Origin of the sequence: Halioxenophilus sp. WMMB6 (assembly GCF_033283405.1) — a bacterium.
Classification (GTDB): Bacteria; Pseudomonadota; Gammaproteobacteria; order Pseudomonadales; family Cellvibrionaceae; genus Halioxenophilus.
Window position 1 is genome coordinate 19,244 of the sequence record NZ_JAWMQR010000012.1, and the last position, 14,617, is coordinate 33,860.

The 14,617-nt window shown below is 55.7% G+C and carries 15 protein-coding genes; 3 read left to right on the top strand and 12 right to left on the bottom strand.

Going from position 1 to position 14,617, the window contains the following annotated elements; translation table 11 throughout:
• Positions 1–164 precede the first annotated feature (164 nt).
• From SBL51_RS21100 to SBL51_RS21110, 3 genes are all read left to right on the top strand, one after another.
• Positions 165–1,475: a hypothetical protein gene (locus tag SBL51_RS21100; protein ID WP_317933150.1), complete on the top strand. Its 1,311-nt coding sequence runs from the start codon at positions 165–167 to the stop codon at positions 1,473–1,475.
• Between the two features lie 116 nt (positions 1,476–1,591).
• A complete protein-coding gene (locus tag SBL51_RS21105; protein ID WP_317933151.1) occupies positions 1,592–1,801 on the top strand; it encodes a hypothetical protein in 210 nt (69 codons plus the stop codon).
• 191 nt (positions 1,802–1,992) lie between these two features.
• Entirely contained in the window at positions 1,993–3,288 is a 1,296-nt protein-coding gene (locus SBL51_RS21110) for an APC family permease (protein WP_317933153.1), read from the top strand.
• A gap of 16 nt (positions 3,289–3,304) precedes the next feature.
• Here the strand turns inward: SBL51_RS21110 and SBL51_RS21115 are convergent, their stop codons facing one another.
• The 12 genes from SBL51_RS21115 to SBL51_RS21170 form a co-directional block, all read right to left on the bottom strand.
• Positions 3,305–3,724: a hypothetical protein gene (locus tag SBL51_RS21115; protein ID WP_317933154.1), complete on the bottom strand. Its 420-nt coding sequence runs from the start codon at positions 3,722–3,724 to the stop codon at positions 3,305–3,307.
• Positions 3,725–4,046: 322 nt separating this feature from the next.
• Complete coding sequence (locus SBL51_RS21120; protein ID WP_317933156.1) at positions 4,047–4,421, bottom strand: DUF805 domain-containing protein; 375 nt, start codon at positions 4,419–4,421, stop codon at positions 4,047–4,049.
• 589 nt (positions 4,422–5,010) lie between these two features.
• Positions 5,011–5,508 carry a RidA family protein gene (locus SBL51_RS21125; RefSeq protein ID WP_317933157.1) on the bottom strand — a complete coding sequence of 166 codons (498 nt, stop codon included), beginning with the start codon at positions 5,506–5,508 and terminating at the stop codon, positions 5,011–5,013.
• Between the two features lie 22 nt (positions 5,509–5,530).
• On the bottom strand, positions 5,531–6,154 hold the full coding sequence (locus SBL51_RS21130) for a c-type cytochrome (protein ID WP_317933158.1): 624 nt from the start codon (positions 6,152–6,154) through the stop codon (positions 5,531–5,533).
• Positions 6,155–6,163: 9 nt separating this feature from the next.
• Positions 6,164–7,720 carry a flavin monoamine oxidase family protein gene (locus SBL51_RS21135; RefSeq protein ID WP_317933160.1) on the bottom strand — a complete coding sequence of 519 codons (1,557 nt, stop codon included), beginning with the start codon at positions 7,718–7,720 and terminating at the stop codon, positions 6,164–6,166.
• Positions 7,721–8,172: 452 nt separating this feature from the next.
• On the bottom strand, positions 8,173–8,559 hold the full coding sequence (locus tag SBL51_RS21140) for a hypothetical protein (protein ID WP_317933162.1): 387 nt from the start codon (positions 8,557–8,559) through the stop codon (positions 8,173–8,175).
• Positions 8,560–8,636: 77 nt separating this feature from the next.
• Positions 8,637–9,602 carry a ribonuclease Z gene (locus SBL51_RS21145; protein WP_317933164.1) on the bottom strand — a complete coding sequence of 322 codons (966 nt, stop codon included), beginning with the start codon at positions 9,600–9,602 and terminating at the stop codon, positions 8,637–8,639.
• 62 nt (positions 9,603–9,664) lie between these two features.
• Positions 9,665–10,087, bottom strand: a complete 423-nt coding sequence (locus tag SBL51_RS21150) for a GNAT family acetyltransferase (protein WP_317933165.1) — start codon at positions 10,085–10,087, stop codon at positions 9,665–9,667.
• A 6-nt stretch (positions 10,088–10,093) separates the two neighbouring features.
• On the bottom strand, positions 10,094–10,288 hold the full coding sequence (locus SBL51_RS21155; RefSeq protein WP_317933166.1) for a hypothetical protein: 195 nt from the start codon (positions 10,286–10,288) through the stop codon (positions 10,094–10,096).
• A 41-nt stretch (positions 10,289–10,329) separates the two neighbouring features.
• Positions 10,330–11,859 carry an NADP-dependent phosphogluconate dehydrogenase gene (gene gndA, locus SBL51_RS21160; RefSeq protein ID WP_317933167.1) on the bottom strand — a complete coding sequence of 510 codons (1,530 nt, stop codon included), beginning with the start codon at positions 11,857–11,859 and terminating at the stop codon, positions 10,330–10,332.
• A 194-nt stretch (positions 11,860–12,053) separates the two neighbouring features.
• Positions 12,054–13,664: a C13 family peptidase gene (locus SBL51_RS21165; protein ID WP_317933168.1), complete on the bottom strand. Its 1,611-nt coding sequence runs from the start codon at positions 13,662–13,664 to the stop codon at positions 12,054–12,056.
• A 33-nt stretch (positions 13,665–13,697) separates the two neighbouring features.
• The gene (locus tag SBL51_RS21170) at positions 13,698–14,180 is read right to left on the bottom strand and encodes an asparaginase domain-containing protein (RefSeq protein ID WP_317933169.1); all 483 of its coding nucleotides are present in this window, start codon (positions 14,178–14,180) and stop codon (positions 13,698–13,700) included.
• Between the last annotated feature and the right edge of the window lie 437 nt (positions 14,181–14,617).

A 14,617-nucleotide genomic window follows, 5' to 3' on the forward strand; every position in this document is an offset into this window, starting at 1 on the left:
CCCGGCTTTTCTTTGCCTGGGTGTTAGCCTTGGCTAGGCTCCTCCCGCGGGCGTTGCCTGGGCATAACTTTTTTCGCACTCTCAATAAATCCAGGCGAGCAATGTGGATACCTGGAATAAAACGGACCATTAAAGACGGACTAAAAACGCCGAGAGCCGTGGCCATGATATTTGAAAAGAATAAAACTGCAGACGCAGACAATACTCCTTGGGTAATCGGCCAGCTGTTTAACCTGGCTATTCCCGCCGATGCCGAAACCTTATTAGCCGACGGTTGCGCTTTCCTTACCCGGGCATTTCAATCCGCCGGAACGCTGGCTGCCAACAACCGGGTAAGCCAGATAATTACCGCCGAGGAGTTTGTGGGTGGCGGTACCGGTAAAAAGCTGTTGTTAACCGTCGCCTATGCTGTGCCAGCGTCGGACCTGCCTGAACAGCTGTTTATAAAATTCTCGCGCAATTTCACCAATGAATTGGCTGATAGAGCGCGCTTTATGATGATCTCGGAGGCTAACTTCGCGGTGTTGTCGCGTGCCCCGGATTTCCCCGTGACCGTGCCCCGATGCCTGTTTGCCGATGTCGAGTCAAGCTCCGGCACCGGGTTGATTATTACCGAATGTATCAGCTATGGCCACCAGGGGGTGGAGCCCTTCTACCCCAAATGCATGGACTCTGTGGTGCCCGAGCCCCTGGAGCACTACACCACCATTGTGCGCGCTTTGGCCAGGTTGGCGGGAGCCCACGCCAGTGGCCGGCTGAGCCCGGAGTTCGATAAGCGATTTCCCTATAACCCCAAACGCGCGGGCGCGATGTTGACTTTGGGTGCAACCGAAGAGAAGTTGCTGGAGCGGGCCGGGCGCATGTTCGATTTTATTGCCCGCTACCCCAGGCTGGTGCCCGGGGCACTCTGCGACGAAAAATTCCAACAGCAATTTATAGCCGACCTGCCAGCCTTGGTGGCCGCGGAAGAGAAGGTCCGGGCGCGGCTGTTTGCTAATCCGGCGATGATTGCTTTTAACCACTGGAACGCCAACATCGACAATTGCTGGTTCTGGCGCGATGCGCTGGGTGAATTACAGTGTGGCTTTTTGGATTGGGCCAATGCCGGGCCGATGAGTGTGGCTCAGTCGATCAACGGTGTACTAAGTGGTGCCGACCTGAGTATCTGGAACCAGCATCTGGAGGAGCTGTTGACGACCTTCATCACGGCGTTTGCTAGAGCCGGTGGGCCGAGCCTGGAACTCGATGAACTGCGTTTACAGGTACTGCTGATTGTTGCGCTCTCTGGGGTGGCTTACGCAATGAATGCCGGTATTGCTATCGCGCGCGAAATCGAAAATCTGGAGGGGGTGCAGGGTGCTCACGACGACTGCTTCCGGCAACACGACAACGCCCGCATTCAGTTGCACATGATGACCAGGCTGTTGAGTGTCTGGCAGACGCACCGACTGGGCGACCTTATTCGCGAGCTGTAGTGTCGCAATTGCGCAGCGCATATTAGTTGGGGCTTGAGTTTAAACAGTGGGAAATTTGTCGAAGCGTGGACTATATTGAATTCGACAACAGTAAATTGATCAACACTGGATTAGGTATGAAAAGAGTTGCAACATCGGCCCTCTGTATTAGTGTTTGCTACTGCCTGGCGGGTTGTGCCGAATTAAAAGATACCGGTCGCACCATTGGCCACGGCACCAAGGAGGTGGCAACCGCTATCGGTCACGCATCGCGGGACACGGTAAAGTCCATTGGCCACAATACCGAAAAGGTGGTTACCCAAAGCCAAAAGAGCAGTGATGATTAACTCCCATTTTTAAGCGAGGGTGGCGTAACGCCAGTTAGCCCTGGCAAGCCACTGCTCTCTCCGCCATCTCTATACTCCCGCTCCCTTCACGCCAAAAAAACTATTTTACCGCTGACGTTGTCTGAGCCTCTGCTCGGGCAAGCCTTGCCTGCCTATGGTAAGCTGCCCCGCTCAGATTGGGGGATGCGTTTATGCACACATCGCAAAAGCCCATTGGTTTTTGGTCGGCCGTCGCCATGGGGATTGGCGCCATGGTGGGAGCCGGCATCTTTGCTCTGTTGGGCGAGGCCAGTGCCATTTCGGGTAGCGCGGTTTATCTGTCGTTTGTCGCCGGCGGTATCATCGCCCTGTTCAGTGGTTATTCGCTGGGTAAATTGGGCGCCCGTTACCCCTCATCCGGTGGTTTGATTGAATACCTCTCCCAGGCTTACGGCAGCGGGCTTTTTACTGGCGGCATGGGCATTGTGCTCTACCTGACCGCGATCGTCAGTTTGAGCCTGATTGCCAAAGCCTTTGGCAATTACGCTATCACCTTTATACCAGCGGCAGATTCACCCCTTTGGCACCATCTCTTTTCGATCGGTATTATTCTGCTGTTTGTGTTGATTAATCTCGGTGGGGCGAAGGACGTTGCCATCTGGGAGCGGATTACCGTGGCGGTAAAATTTTTGGTGCTGGTGGTGTTGTCGGTGGCCGGCATCTGGGTGCTAAAACCACAACTGCTCTCGCCATCGCACTACCCACCGGTGAATGCCATCTTTTTTAGTCTCGCTATCACCTTTTTTGCCTACGAAGGTTTTCGAGTGATTACCAACGTTGCGGAGGATATGCCCGACCCGGGTAAAACCCTGCCAAGGGCTATGCTGGCGGCTATCTTGTTGGTGATGCTGCTCTATGTGGCGATCGCTTTTGCCGTGTTCGGCAATTTGCCGGTAGCGCGGGTTATCGCGGCTAAAGATTTTGCATTGGCGGAAGCGGCGTTACCCATCTTTGGCTCGATCGGATTTTATGTGATTGCGGTGACGGCTTTAATTGCCACGGCCTCTGCCATTAATGCCAACCTCTATGCCGTCACCAATGTTACCTATCAGTTGGCAAAAGATGGTGAGCTGCCCTCGCTGTTTGGCCGGCCGATTGCTCATAGTCGTGAGGGGTTGATCGTTAGTGGAGTGCTGATTGTAATTGCGTTGCTGCTATTTGATCTGTCGGAGATTGCTGCGGTTGGCTCGGTTTCGATTCTGTTTGTGCACCTTATTACGCACCTGGGCCATCTGAAATTAATTGCCGAGACGGGCGCCTCCCGAGTTATGGTGTTAATGGCGGCGCTATTTAGCCTTTTGGCGATAACCCTGTCGTTTTTCTATATGGCCCATCACCTAAGCCACACCATTACTATTTTCTGTGGTTTTCTCGCCGTGGCTGTGGTGACGGAACTGGTGCTACGGAAATTCTCCGATAAAAAAATTTGCTCCCGTGTCACCGACTAAAGCCGTGGCTGAAAGTCTAGTTGCAATTTTCACTATAGCCTTCCGGTAGAGTGCTCACTTCGGTAAAGCCTAAGACCTTGGCGGCAGCCAGATGGTTGGCGGCAATGGTGTGGATATTGATGTTACCCGTGCCGGCGCCACACACCATCGGGTAGGCGACGCCATTGATCACACCGCAGCGACTGCGAGCAACCGGGATGCCCTGGCCGGTGAGCAGTTGTGCCGTAGCCGCGGGTGGCTTGCCTTTAAATTCACACTGGACGGCACCGTTGCTGATATAAACCTCAATCATTTTCTCTGCAGCCATGGCGGCCGCGAGTGGTGGGGATTCTTTGGTGGCGGAGGGTGCTGCACTGAGGCCACTGGATTCACTGTGGCAGCCGCACAGCATGGCCGCCGTTAGCGCAATTATTAGCGATAATTTTTTTAACGGCATAGAGCCCCCCAGGCATTATTAATGGTGACTACACGCTTTTTATCAGCGGCGGGGAAATCAGGCCACTGAGTAGAATTAACCGCCGCTTATTGTAGGGCTGTTTTTAACGGTAATGAATGTTCACCCCAGTAAAGTGTGGCAGATTGCAGATTTGGAGTGGTTTGGCCCGATGCTGGTGATTACGAGGTGAATTGAGGGTCGAGCGCAATAGCGGGCAAAGTAAAGCGGTAAAGAGTGGTGATAAATTAAAACGGGGGCTTCTGGAGGATTTTGTTGGGGGGGTGCTAGGCAGCACTGGTGGGTGCTGCCTAGCGAAGAGCCATTAAGCGGCTTTCGGGTCTGAGCCGTAATCGTTGTCGCCTGGAGTGCCATCCATAATGGTGAAAATCAACAGAATAATGCCACCAACAATGGGTACAAACTGAATGAAAAACCACCAGCCAGAGCGATTGGTGTCGTGCAAGCGGCGCACGGTTACACCCAGTGCCGGCAATATGATGGCCAGCATGTAGATCGCGATCAGTATTCCTGCGATACCTGCCAGGGCCGCGATATTATTTACGGCACCAACAATAACCAGGATGTAGAGCGCCATCGTGATAAGGATATTGAAAAGGGCAAACAGCCAGTACTCTTTACGGCGGGCACGGCCACTAAAGACGGCATATTTTTTCAGGGCTTGTAGATACCAGTTCATGGAATTCTCCTTGTTGATTTAATCGTGTGTGGCGGTTCCAGCCTTCGGTTTATTAACAGCCTATTTTCCGCAAGTGGTAACAGTGTGGGGGTGTACAAATAACAGCCGACATACCACCTGTCGAAGGGCTTTGCCAGAGCCGATCATCAAAACAGTATAGTCAGCAATTAGGTGCTTGCCAGTTGGCCGGGGTTCGCGGCTGCCTTGGCGTCGTTATTATCGTAATTCTGTGACGTTTTCCGACATTAGCCGGGGTGTGGAATTTAACAATCGCTAATACTGGGGGCCAACGAGCGGGCAGTCAGCATGAGATTTAACCGATGATACTTGAATGATCACCCTCTTTTTGTGAGTACTGGTCAGTGCGGGAAAACCCCACAGCGTCGAGCTGAGTTCGGTGGGCCGGCTGATGATTTTTGTTGAAGGGTGGCTGGTGGATCCCCCCAGTTGGTGGCGGGCAGAAAAGTTAATGGGGTTATGGCCTTGGTGAATTTGTGCTGCGCAGGCTGGGCAGCAGGAAGATAGGCGGGAGGAGAAGGGGAGTTGTTGGAGAAAACAGTGGCGCTTGGCGCCACTGTTTATTGGCCGCTTACTGAGGCTTGGCCAGAACCATCTCAATTTCGATCAACATGCCTGGGCCACCGGCGAGGCCGGCAATCTGAATTGCAGAGCGCGCTGGCAGGTTGGGCTGAGCCTCGGTACCGAAGTACTGAGTGTAGGCTTTCATAAAGCCGGCAAAATCCATTTTTCCATCCATGGCGGGGTCACCCACCAGGAACACGGTCAATTTCACCGCATCGCCAAAGCCCAGGCCCATCTCTTTCAGCGAGGACTCATATTTGGCAAAAACACTCATGGCTTGGGTGTAGGTGTCGCCATAGTACTCACGGCTGCCACGGGTGGCCTCTTCGTTGGCGGCACCCGGTACCTGGCCGCTGTGGTAGATCAGGGTGGTGCCGGCGGGCACCTCTACGGCGCGGGCAATGGGGAAGGTGCTGTTGTTCGGCAGTGGGTGGCGAATGGGTTCAGCACTGGCGGCTGTGGATATCAGCAGCGCGGCGGCAAGGGCGGCAATTTTAACTTTCATGGATGCTCCAAAAATAATTTGATTAGTTAAGGGTTTGAATAAATGCGACAACGTCGGCCACGGCTTGTTCATCGGTCAGTACCGTTACCGCAGCAGCCATTTGACTGCCGGTAACGTCGCCGTCGGCGGCTCCGCGTTTACCACTTAGGAAGTTGTTTAGCTGGCGGGTCAGGTACCAATCGTTGCGGCCAGTCAGTGGTGGTGCAAACAGGGCTTCATTGCCTTGCGCCTGGTCGCCGTGGCAGGCCATACAGGTGGCAAACAGCGCCTTGCCCTTGGTGGCATCACCGGTAAGTGTAGCGGCTGGTAGCGGCGACTGGGTGGCACTGGCAAAGGCGGCCGCGTCGTCGAGCATATCGCTGGTGATACCCTCGGCCGCGATGCGCATTTCGTTGCCGGGTTGGTCACTGGCATCGGTGCCGCGGTAGCTGTGCTGGAACGACTTGAGCTGATTGACGATATACCAGCTGGGCAAGCCACTGATGCGCGGTGCCCCAGTGGAGGGGTTGCCCTGCATCTGGGTACCGTGGCAGACAGTACAGTACTGGAACTCTTTGGGTACTGGTTTTAGGTCTCCCTCCGCCAGGCACAGGGAAGACAAAGCGAGGCTGATACAGCCACTGAGCATTAACATTAGCGATCGCATGGGAACTCCTTAAGCGGCGGAAACCAGTTGGTTGAATTGCAGCAGCGCGGTTTCAGCTGAAGCCAGCGCGCCCTCCTGCCAGCCGGGGTGGTAGCTGACCTGGTCGCCAATCAAGAAGTGGCGGTTGCCCTCTGGTTTTTGTGCCAATGGGAAGTTGCGTTCAAAATGGGATTCACTGATGCGGTTGCCACAGCCCATCATGTTGTTCATGCGATGCCAGGCGATGCTGACGCCGTTTTCGATGTAACCGCTGTAGCCTTTATGAATGGCTTCACCCTGGGCTGCGGCCTCTTTCAGGCGATCCTCAAGCGAGAGATTGGCGAAGTGCTCGATATCTTCGGGATTCCAGATGTAGGCACCCAGCAGCACGCCTTTATCGGCGTTGATGTCGTGGCCCGGGTACCAGATCTGGTTGATGCGGTCTGAGGTGTAGGTGATACCACCGTAGATCCCTTCCTCTTCCCAGAACCGTTTTTTCATCTGGAAGCCGATTTTGAACAGGCTGTCCCGTTCAAAGGAGGCGATCACATCGCGGTAACCTTCGGAGAAGTTGTTGGGAATACCTGGCAGGAACGGAGCCGGAATGTTGTTGAAACAGTAGTCGGCTTTCAGGGTTTCGACTTTACCCTTGTACTGGTAGGCAATTTCAACACCGTCGTCGCGCAGGTTGATCGCCTGTACCTGGGCTTTCAGTTTTACCTTGGCCTTGAGGTTGCGTTTAAAGCCTTCCACCACCTGATCCATGCCCCCTTTGGGCTCCATCAGCGGGCTCAACCAGTCGAAATTCTCGGGGGAGTTCATTGAACCCTTCCAGTATTCACTGTTGACCAGTTGTTGCAGGGCCATGGGTTCGTACTTGTCTCCGTGGCTGAGCATGCGATCGGTGGTGGCTCCGGCGCGGTAGGTACCACTGTATTGGCCGCTGGTGTCCAGATCGCCGTAGCCTCGAATAAAGAACTCCAGCTTTTCTACATCTTCTTTACTGAGTGGTTCATCAAACAGGTTTTTCTTAACCGCTTTCCAGGCGAGCTCGGCCAGGAAACCGCGCGCATCGGAGATGTAATATTGTTGCCGGGTCATGGCTGGCGCGCCGGGGACATTGTCGTAGGCATAGGCCAGACGGTTGTGGTTGGCTTTAATGGCCAACGGCACATGGAATTTTTTGCAGTAGTGCAGTAGTCGCCGATGGTGGCCGGGAATACGGGCTGGACCAGCGTTGAAGTAGAGATTGGGGGCTTTGTCGAACTGGCAGTAGTTAGGGCGACCCAGTTCATCGATTAAATCGCCGTGGCGCAGAGTTAAGTTGCGGCCGCCCAAGCGGTGGGAGGCTTCCAAAATCACCACGTTGTAACCGGCTTCGCCCAGTTCATGAGCTGCGGCCAGTCCGGCGATACCGCCGCCGAGTACAGCGACTGTCTGTTTGCTGGTGGTGGGTTTGAGCTTAAGTGTGGTTAAAGCATCTTTGTTGCCGACTAAGTCCAACGCCATTGCGGTGTTATAGACGGCGAGCGTGCCTCCAGCCATTGCCACCTGAGCCAGGAATTGGCGGCGGGAAATCTTTTTCATTGTCTACTCTCTGTATTTTTAGTGCGCCTGGATGGTCAGCCAGCACGCCCTGGTGATTGAAACACACCCGTATCCTAACCCTACCGAGAGCCCGGCTTCCTGCCACCGGTATATTTGTATCCTTTAATTATTATTGTTTTAGGTATTTTTTTGTTGTGTCGCTTTCTTTCGTTTTACTGGCTTTTAGTTTGTTACTTTGTTTGTCACTAACGCCAAGCGATGGCCATAGTGGCAGATCAAACTCGATTAGCCAAGTCGGCTGCTGCCAACGCAAATAGTTTGCCAATATATTAAAGGCTGATTATTACAGTGGTTATGACGATTGTTTAAACAATTACCCGAAACAGTCTGCACCAATTGGAATCAGTCATAAGAGATCTGCGCTCTCAAATTGCAAAAAATTTATAGCCTGTCTATTTATTGGCCAGGTTTATGGCGGTCACGTTCGGCAGCTATTGCACACCACTGTCGGTTTGTTGTGAGACATCGGGTGGTTTATTTGCAGGGTTGAGCCAGGCGGCGCGCAAGCTATCTATCGTTGCCAGCAGCCAGAAGAGAATCACCAGGCCGCCGGTGCGATAGACGCGAGTGCCCAGGGCTTCGGCTAAATGCCATTGTGTGGATTGCCAGAGCCCGTCCAGGGAGAGGGCCACCTGGCCGCTGCTGAGGTCGGCGGCCACGGCCTGAGCAAGGTGGTAGAGGGCAACCACAAACAGAGCCAGGGCGACGCTGGTCACTATTGCGTGGATGGCGCCAGTGATACGGCAATTCAGGTAGAAGTGGCCGAGTCCGGGAAAGATAAACGCGGTGAGAAGCGCGGCTTTTAGAGTTCTGCTCAACGATCGGTACGCCTGTGTTTAGCTGGTGGGGCAAAGCTTAGGGGCCACTGCCCATTGCGGCAAGTCGCAACGCCAGCCTATCGGATTTGCGCCACGGCAATCAGTTCCCCGCCGGTGGTTAAACGGTAGCGGGAAAAATCTTCGGCGATAAAGAGTCGGCCATGGTAGTGCGCCTTCGCCTCCTGTTCGATTTCGACCAGGGCTGGGCGTCGGTTCGGGTTGGACTGATAACGTGGGCTGATGTGGGTGAGGAGCAGATTGGCGATCTTCGCCTGCTCGGCAAAAATGGCCACCTGCTGGGCGCTGCTGTGACCAAATTGAGCACCGATTTTCAAAGCCAGCGGCTGGCTGAAGGTGGCCTCGTGAACCAGCACCTGGCAACTTTTTGCTGCCTCGGCCAATAGTTGTGGCTGATCGTTGTCGCCAGCAACAATAATCGAGCGGGGCAGAGCGGCGGTGACATAATCGGCGGCGCTGACCTGGCGGCCATCAATCTTCACATCTATGCCGCGCTGTAATTCACCCCACAGCGGCCCTTTGGTGATTTTGTCACGCTCAAGTTTTTCAATATCGAGCCGGTTGCGCGGCTGCTGTTCGGTAAATTGGTAGGCGTAGGAGGGGACCCGGTGTGAGAGCGGGGTGGTGGTGATTTGAACCGTCCCCAGATTCAGCGCTGTTAAGCGCTCAACCGGTTGCCACTCCAGGGCGTAGGGCAGATGTAGCTGAGTGTGTTGCTGTACGGCGGCGATCCATTCGGCAATGCCTTTGGGGGCCACAATCGGCAGGGCATCGCTGCGGCCCTGCATGCCGGCGCTGGCCAGCAGGCCGGGCAGGCCATAGCAGTGGTCGCCGTGCACATGGGTAATAAAAACCCCGCGCAAAGTGGCCAGTGATAGTCGCGTGTGGAGCAGCTGCTGTTGTGTACCTTCGCCGCAGTCGATCAGGTACCAATTTTTGCTTTGCTGTTCGATGAGCGCAATGGCGGTGACGTTGCGCTCTTTGGTGGGGGTGCCCGAGGAGGTGCCGAGAAATAAGATATCCATTGCCAAGCCCTAGCCAATAAACCTTTTCCAGCTAAGCCCTCTCAACTAAGCCCAGGTTCCGGTTATTCGTTATCGGTAATCAGCCGTTTGCCCAGGCTCACCACCTTATCCTCAATGAAACCCAGTGCCCGATAAAACTCTATCACGTGGCGGTTGCTGGTACGGATCTGCAGATTGATTTTGGGACAGCCGCGCGCCAGCAGCAGTTGTTCAACCTCGACCATCAAGGCGCGACCCAACCCCTGCTTTTGCCGCTCGGGGGCGACTGCCAGGTAGTTGACCCAACCGCGGTGGCCCTCGTAACCAGCCATCACACTGGCGACCACCTCGCCGGCAATCACGCCGACCAGAAACAGCTCGCCATCCTTTTGCAGCTTACGGTCGATATCCCGCTGCGGGTTGTTGTGCGCCACCACCAGTTGGCAGCGCTGCCAGAGGTCGACAACGGCGGCCCGGTCGCCGGCCTGAAATGCGCGAATCTCCATGCTGGATTAGGCTTGCGCCAACCCCTGGCCACCCAGGGGCGTGGTCTCAACGCGTTCTGCAAAGCCCACGATCATCGGTTTGCCCTGCGCGATAACGTAACTCAGGCAGCCGGGCAGACCCGGTACCGCGGCCAGCAGTAGTTCGGCCAGGGCATCCCGCAGGCCTGCGACACAGACAATTTTGCCAATCAACCCATACATACTTGTCTCCTGCGGTTGCGCGCTTTGGCGTGCTGGCGGCGCTACTTGGTTTGGATGAGGGTTCGTTGTGGTTGCGACCACTGCAGGTGGAAGCTGTGGGCCGGGTCTTTATCGACCCGCTGGAAGGTGTGGGCGCCGAAAAAGTCGCGCTGGGCCTGCAGCAGGTTGGCCGGCAAGGTCTCCGACCGGAAGGCATCGAAATAGCTGAGCGCCGAGCTCATACAGGGCATGGGCACGCCAGTACGGATACCGGCAATCACCGCCTGCCGCCAATGGGCTTGGCGGGCGACCAGGGTGTCGCCGAAGAAGCCATCAAACAGCAGGTTGGGCAGCTCGGCATCGCGCTGGTAGGCGTCGGTAATCGACTGTAGAAAGCGCGCGCGGATGATGCAGCCCGCCCGCCATATTTTGGCGATCTCAGCAAAATTTAGCGGCCAGCTGTTGTCGCTGGCGGCCATTTGCATCAACTCAAAACCCTGGGCGTAGGCGCAGATCTTGGCGCAGTAGAGGGCGTCGTGCAGCTGTTGCAGGGCAGACTCAACCTCAAACGCGGGCAGAGCGCCGTCAGCTGGACCACAGAGTAGTTGTGCGGCCTGTACCCGCTGCTGTTTCTGGGCCGATTGGCTGCGGGCGTAGACTGCCTGGGCGATGACCGTGGCGGGGGCGCCGGCCTGCAGGCTGTGCACTGCCGTCCACAGGCCAGTGCCCTTCTGGCCGGCTTTATCGAGAATAATGTCCACCAGCGGCAGGCCGGTCTCTGGGTCCGCCTGGGCCAGGACATCGGCGGAGATCTCCATCAGGTAGCTGTTGAGCTCGGTTTGGTTCCATTCGCTAAACACCTGGGAGATTTGCGCGGGAGTCAGGCCTAGGGCGACCCGCATAAAGTGGTAGGCCTCGCAGATCAACTGCATATCGGCGTACTCAATGCCGTTGTGCACCATCTTCACAAAGTGGCCAGAGCCGGAGGGGCCGATATAGGCCGCGCAGGGTTCGCCCTCGGTTACCGGGTTGCCGGGCTCCTGACGTTCGATGGCGAGGCCGGTGCTTGGCTCAACCTTGGCGGCGATGGCGTGCAGTATGGGCTCCAGTCTCGGCCAGGCGCTGGCATCGCCACTGGCCATCAGGGATGGTCCAAAACGGGCGCCCACCTCACCGCCGGAGACGGCGGTGCTGAAAAAGAGAAAGTGGGAGCGGTAGTGTGCCTCCCGGGTGTTGGAGTCGGTCCAGAGGCTGTTACCGGTATCAATCACCACATCCTCCGGGCCAATGCCGGCGACAATCAGCTGCTCGCACACAGCATCCACCGGCTGGCCGGCGGGTACCGAGAGAAACACGGTGCGGGGGCTGGGTAGCTGCGCCAGCAGGTCAGTCAGTGAGCTGCTGGCAAAGGCGCGGGCAGAAGCCCGCTGACGTTCACGTTGCTCCTGTTCCACAAACAGATCGATTTTATTGGGGTCGGTATCGAAGCCCACCACCTGAATCTGGTTGTCGGTTAAATTGAGGCCGAGATTTTTGCCCATGACACCGAGGCCGATTAATCCCACCCGGGTGTGGTTGTTTTGACTTGCCATGTTGAAAACTGCCGCGCTTATGCTGGTTGATTACTATTGCTGGAGAGTACTGCTCGTCAATTTCGAAGCCACCGGCAAGGTAAATTTCTTTGCCAACCAAAGCCTCTGTTTGGTTCGCATAAGGCCGGCCAGTGTAGCAGAGCAACGCTGGAATTTTTATCTCTCTTTTCCTACGGCGGTATACCAACGGGTGGTTAATGGGCCTTGCTGAATTGCTGTTGATTGGCCAGACGCCAGGCTTGCAATTTTTGTTCGATGGCGCTGCCAATAGCAATTTGTGGCAGCGAGTGCTTGCTGTCGGGGAAGTCTCTGTTTTCCCAATCGGTTACAGTCTGCTCGGCCAGAGTAAACGCGTTGATAAAATTATCTGCCTTGGGCAGCGACTCCATAAAATAGGCTTTGGCAAAATAGGTCATGTCGCTGGTATTGCTGCATCCAAAGGAGCGGCGGTCGGAGCGGGCGGCGGTGATCACCAGGGTTTTATCATCGGCCAGTTCCGGAATAAAACCGCCGGAATAGCAGGCGGAGATAAAAATCACTTTCCATTTTATCGGGCTCTGGTTAACGATTTCCGCCAGGCGCGGTGCCGATAGGTCTGGCAGTGAGATGCCATTTAAACGCACACTCAACTCGTGTTCGCGCGAGCCGTGGCTGGTTAAATACAAAAACAGAATGTCTTCATCCACGTTCATTTTATTGGCCAGCGCCTGCAGTGCCAGCTCTAACGCGTGGCTGGTGGCGAGCGGTGTTTCGGCCATGGATTGGTGATTGTTGATCAGCTTCAGCACCCGCCCCTGGGCGTAATCGGGGCTATTGAAAATGTTGGCAATGGTGGTTAACTCTTTGAGAAAAACATCCTGGCTGCCGTAGCCGGCAAAACCCAAAAAGTAGAGCTCGGTTTTACCACTGATTCCGGGCGCGACGGTGGCCAATTCGTTTTGCAGCAGCGGCGCTTGATTGTAGAGCGCCTGCTCCATGGCCTGGCTGTAATCGATATTGGGGTAGCGCGGGTCGTTTTCCAAACGGCCGTAATCCCAGGTGCCTTTTAACTCGGTGTAACCCTGCTCCTCTGCGGCCAGTGTCAGCACGCCCTGGCCGTGGTATTGGCCATATTGAAATTCACCTTGGTAGCGGTCGCCATTGGCCAGCTGCAGGTTGCCCTGGCCCTGGTAGTAGTAATTTTCAAACTCGCCCTGATAGTGGTCGCCGTCGCTGCTGGTAAAGGTGCCCTGGCCAGTTAATGAGCCCTCGGCAAACTGGCCGGTATAGATGTCGCCATCTTCGGTGGTGAAGGTGCCCTGGCCGTTAAATTCCCAGTTGGCAAATTCGCCTTGGTAATTGATACCTCGGGTGTCGCTGTAGTGGCCCTTGCGAATAGTGCCTTCGACAAACTCCCCTTCATAAACCTGGCCGTCGGGTGAGCTCAGCTTGCCCTGTCCGTGCCGGAGATTATTGACCCACTCCCCCACGTAGAGATTGCCATCGCTGTTGCTGTACTCACCACTGCCGTTAAACATACCTTCGCGAAAGTTGCCGACGTAGTGGGAGCCATCCGCCCCCCAGAGTTCGCCGGGACCATTGAACATCCCATCGACAAAGAGACCTTCAAAATGGCTGCCATTGGGCCAGACCAATTTGCCCTGGCCGGTTAGCAGGCCCTGGTCGATTTCGCCGTAATAGGCCGAGCCATCGGGCAGAATAAAGTCGGCCGGATAGAGTGGCGGCAGATGTTGGTTGACGCTATTGATGTACAACAGGTAGAGGCTGGTGGTGGCCAGCAGGGCGATGAGTGTATTGCGTATCAAGCTGGAGTCCTTTTTGGCTTGGCAGGTGGCCGCTCAAAGATCCTCGAAGCAGCCGGCGTGGCGATTTTTCTTGACGGTACCGGCGGGGAAGAGCCGGCCGTTCATGGCGATGTAAACACCGTACGGCAAAGTTTGTACCGCCGCCAGGGCAAACCCGACATTGAAGATGGCATCGGTGGAGCGCAGACGGGCCGGCTGCATGGCGCCGGTGAGGACGATGGTTTTGTCGGCCACGCTCAACAGTACCTCGGCGGTGTGGGCCATGGTGTCGGTGCCGTGGGTGATTAGGATCTGCCGGGCGGGGGATTGTATAACCGCTTGGCGGATGGCTTCCCGGTCGGCGTCGGTCAGCTCCAGGCTGTCTTTGCGAAACAGCGGCTGGGTGGGAATATCGAGGGTGACGTTGGCTTCGTGCAGGATGCTGGCGATGGGCGATTCGCCGACCTGAAATTCGCTGAGCGCATCGAAATAGATTTTATCGATGGTGCCACCGGTGGTGATAATTTGGATTGTCATATGCGCTGTATCCGGTACTGGCCGAGTGAGTACTTGGAGTCGTGGTCGGATTTAAGAGTTCAGGCAAAATAGCAGTTTTTGTCTGTGAGCTCGAGAGCGGCTTAGGTAAATTGTGACGACGCCCTGTGGTTGGCTGTGGTTCGCCCCACGCCTAAACACGCGGGTCGTAAACAGACCGGTTAACCCCCGCTCGGGGGGCGGTGGGGTGGCCGGGGTAGGGTGGCCGTGATCAGCCCACCCGGCGCTGCGACAGCCAGCCCAGTGTGCAACGGAGGATGCCTAAAACCACCGGGCCGGAACATAAAAAAAAGCAGGCTTAAAAGCCTGCTAATGCCTGCAAGTAAAGCGTTAATTAACGCCCTCCTGGCGAGCTGCTTGAAATTGGCCTGAGGTCACATCAGGGGCGGGCGAGCTGGCCGCCCATACCGCCCCGACGC

Coding starts and splice junctions, on each gene's coding strand:
- SBL51_RS21105 (WP_317933151.1), top strand. CDS start 1,592: ATGAAAAGAGTTGCAACATCGGCCCTCTGTATTAGTGTTTGCTACTGC.
- SBL51_RS21130 (WP_317933158.1), bottom strand. CDS start 6,154: ATGCGATCGCTAATGTTAATGCTCAGTGGCTGTATCAGCCTCGCTTTG.
- SBL51_RS21135 (WP_317933160.1), bottom strand. CDS start 7,720: ATGAAAAAGATTTCCCGCCGCCAATTCCTGGCTCAGGTGGCAATGGCT.
- SBL51_RS21150 (WP_317933165.1), bottom strand. CDS start 10,087: ATGGAGATTCGCGCATTTCAGGCCGGCGACCGGGCCGCCGTTGTCGAC.
- SBL51_RS21115 (WP_317933154.1), bottom strand. CDS start 3,724: ATGCCGTTAAAAAAATTATCGCTAATAATTGCGCTAACGGCGGCCATG.
- gndA (WP_317933167.1), bottom strand. CDS start 11,859: ATGGCAAGTCAAAACAACCACACCCGGGTGGGATTAATCGGCCTCGGT.
- SBL51_RS21155 (WP_317933166.1), bottom strand. CDS start 10,288: ATGTATGGGTTGATTGGCAAAATTGTCTGTGTCGCAGGCCTGCGGGAT.
- SBL51_RS21125 (WP_317933157.1), bottom strand. CDS start 5,508: ATGAAAGTTAAAATTGCCGCCCTTGCCGCCGCGCTGCTGATATCCACA.
- SBL51_RS21170 (WP_317933169.1), bottom strand. CDS start 14,180: ATGACAATCCAAATTATCACCACCGGTGGCACCATCGATAAAATCTAT.
- SBL51_RS21110 (WP_317933153.1), top strand. CDS start 1,993: ATGCACACATCGCAAAAGCCCATTGGTTTTTGGTCGGCCGTCGCCATG.
- SBL51_RS21145 (WP_317933164.1), bottom strand. CDS start 9,602: ATGGATATCTTATTTCTCGGCACCTCCTCGGGCACCCCCACCAAAGAG.
- SBL51_RS21120 (WP_317933156.1), bottom strand. CDS start 4,421: ATGAACTGGTATCTACAAGCCCTGAAAAAATATGCCGTCTTTAGTGGC.
- SBL51_RS21100 (WP_317933150.1), top strand. CDS start 165: ATGATATTTGAAAAGAATAAAACTGCAGACGCAGACAATACTCCTTGG.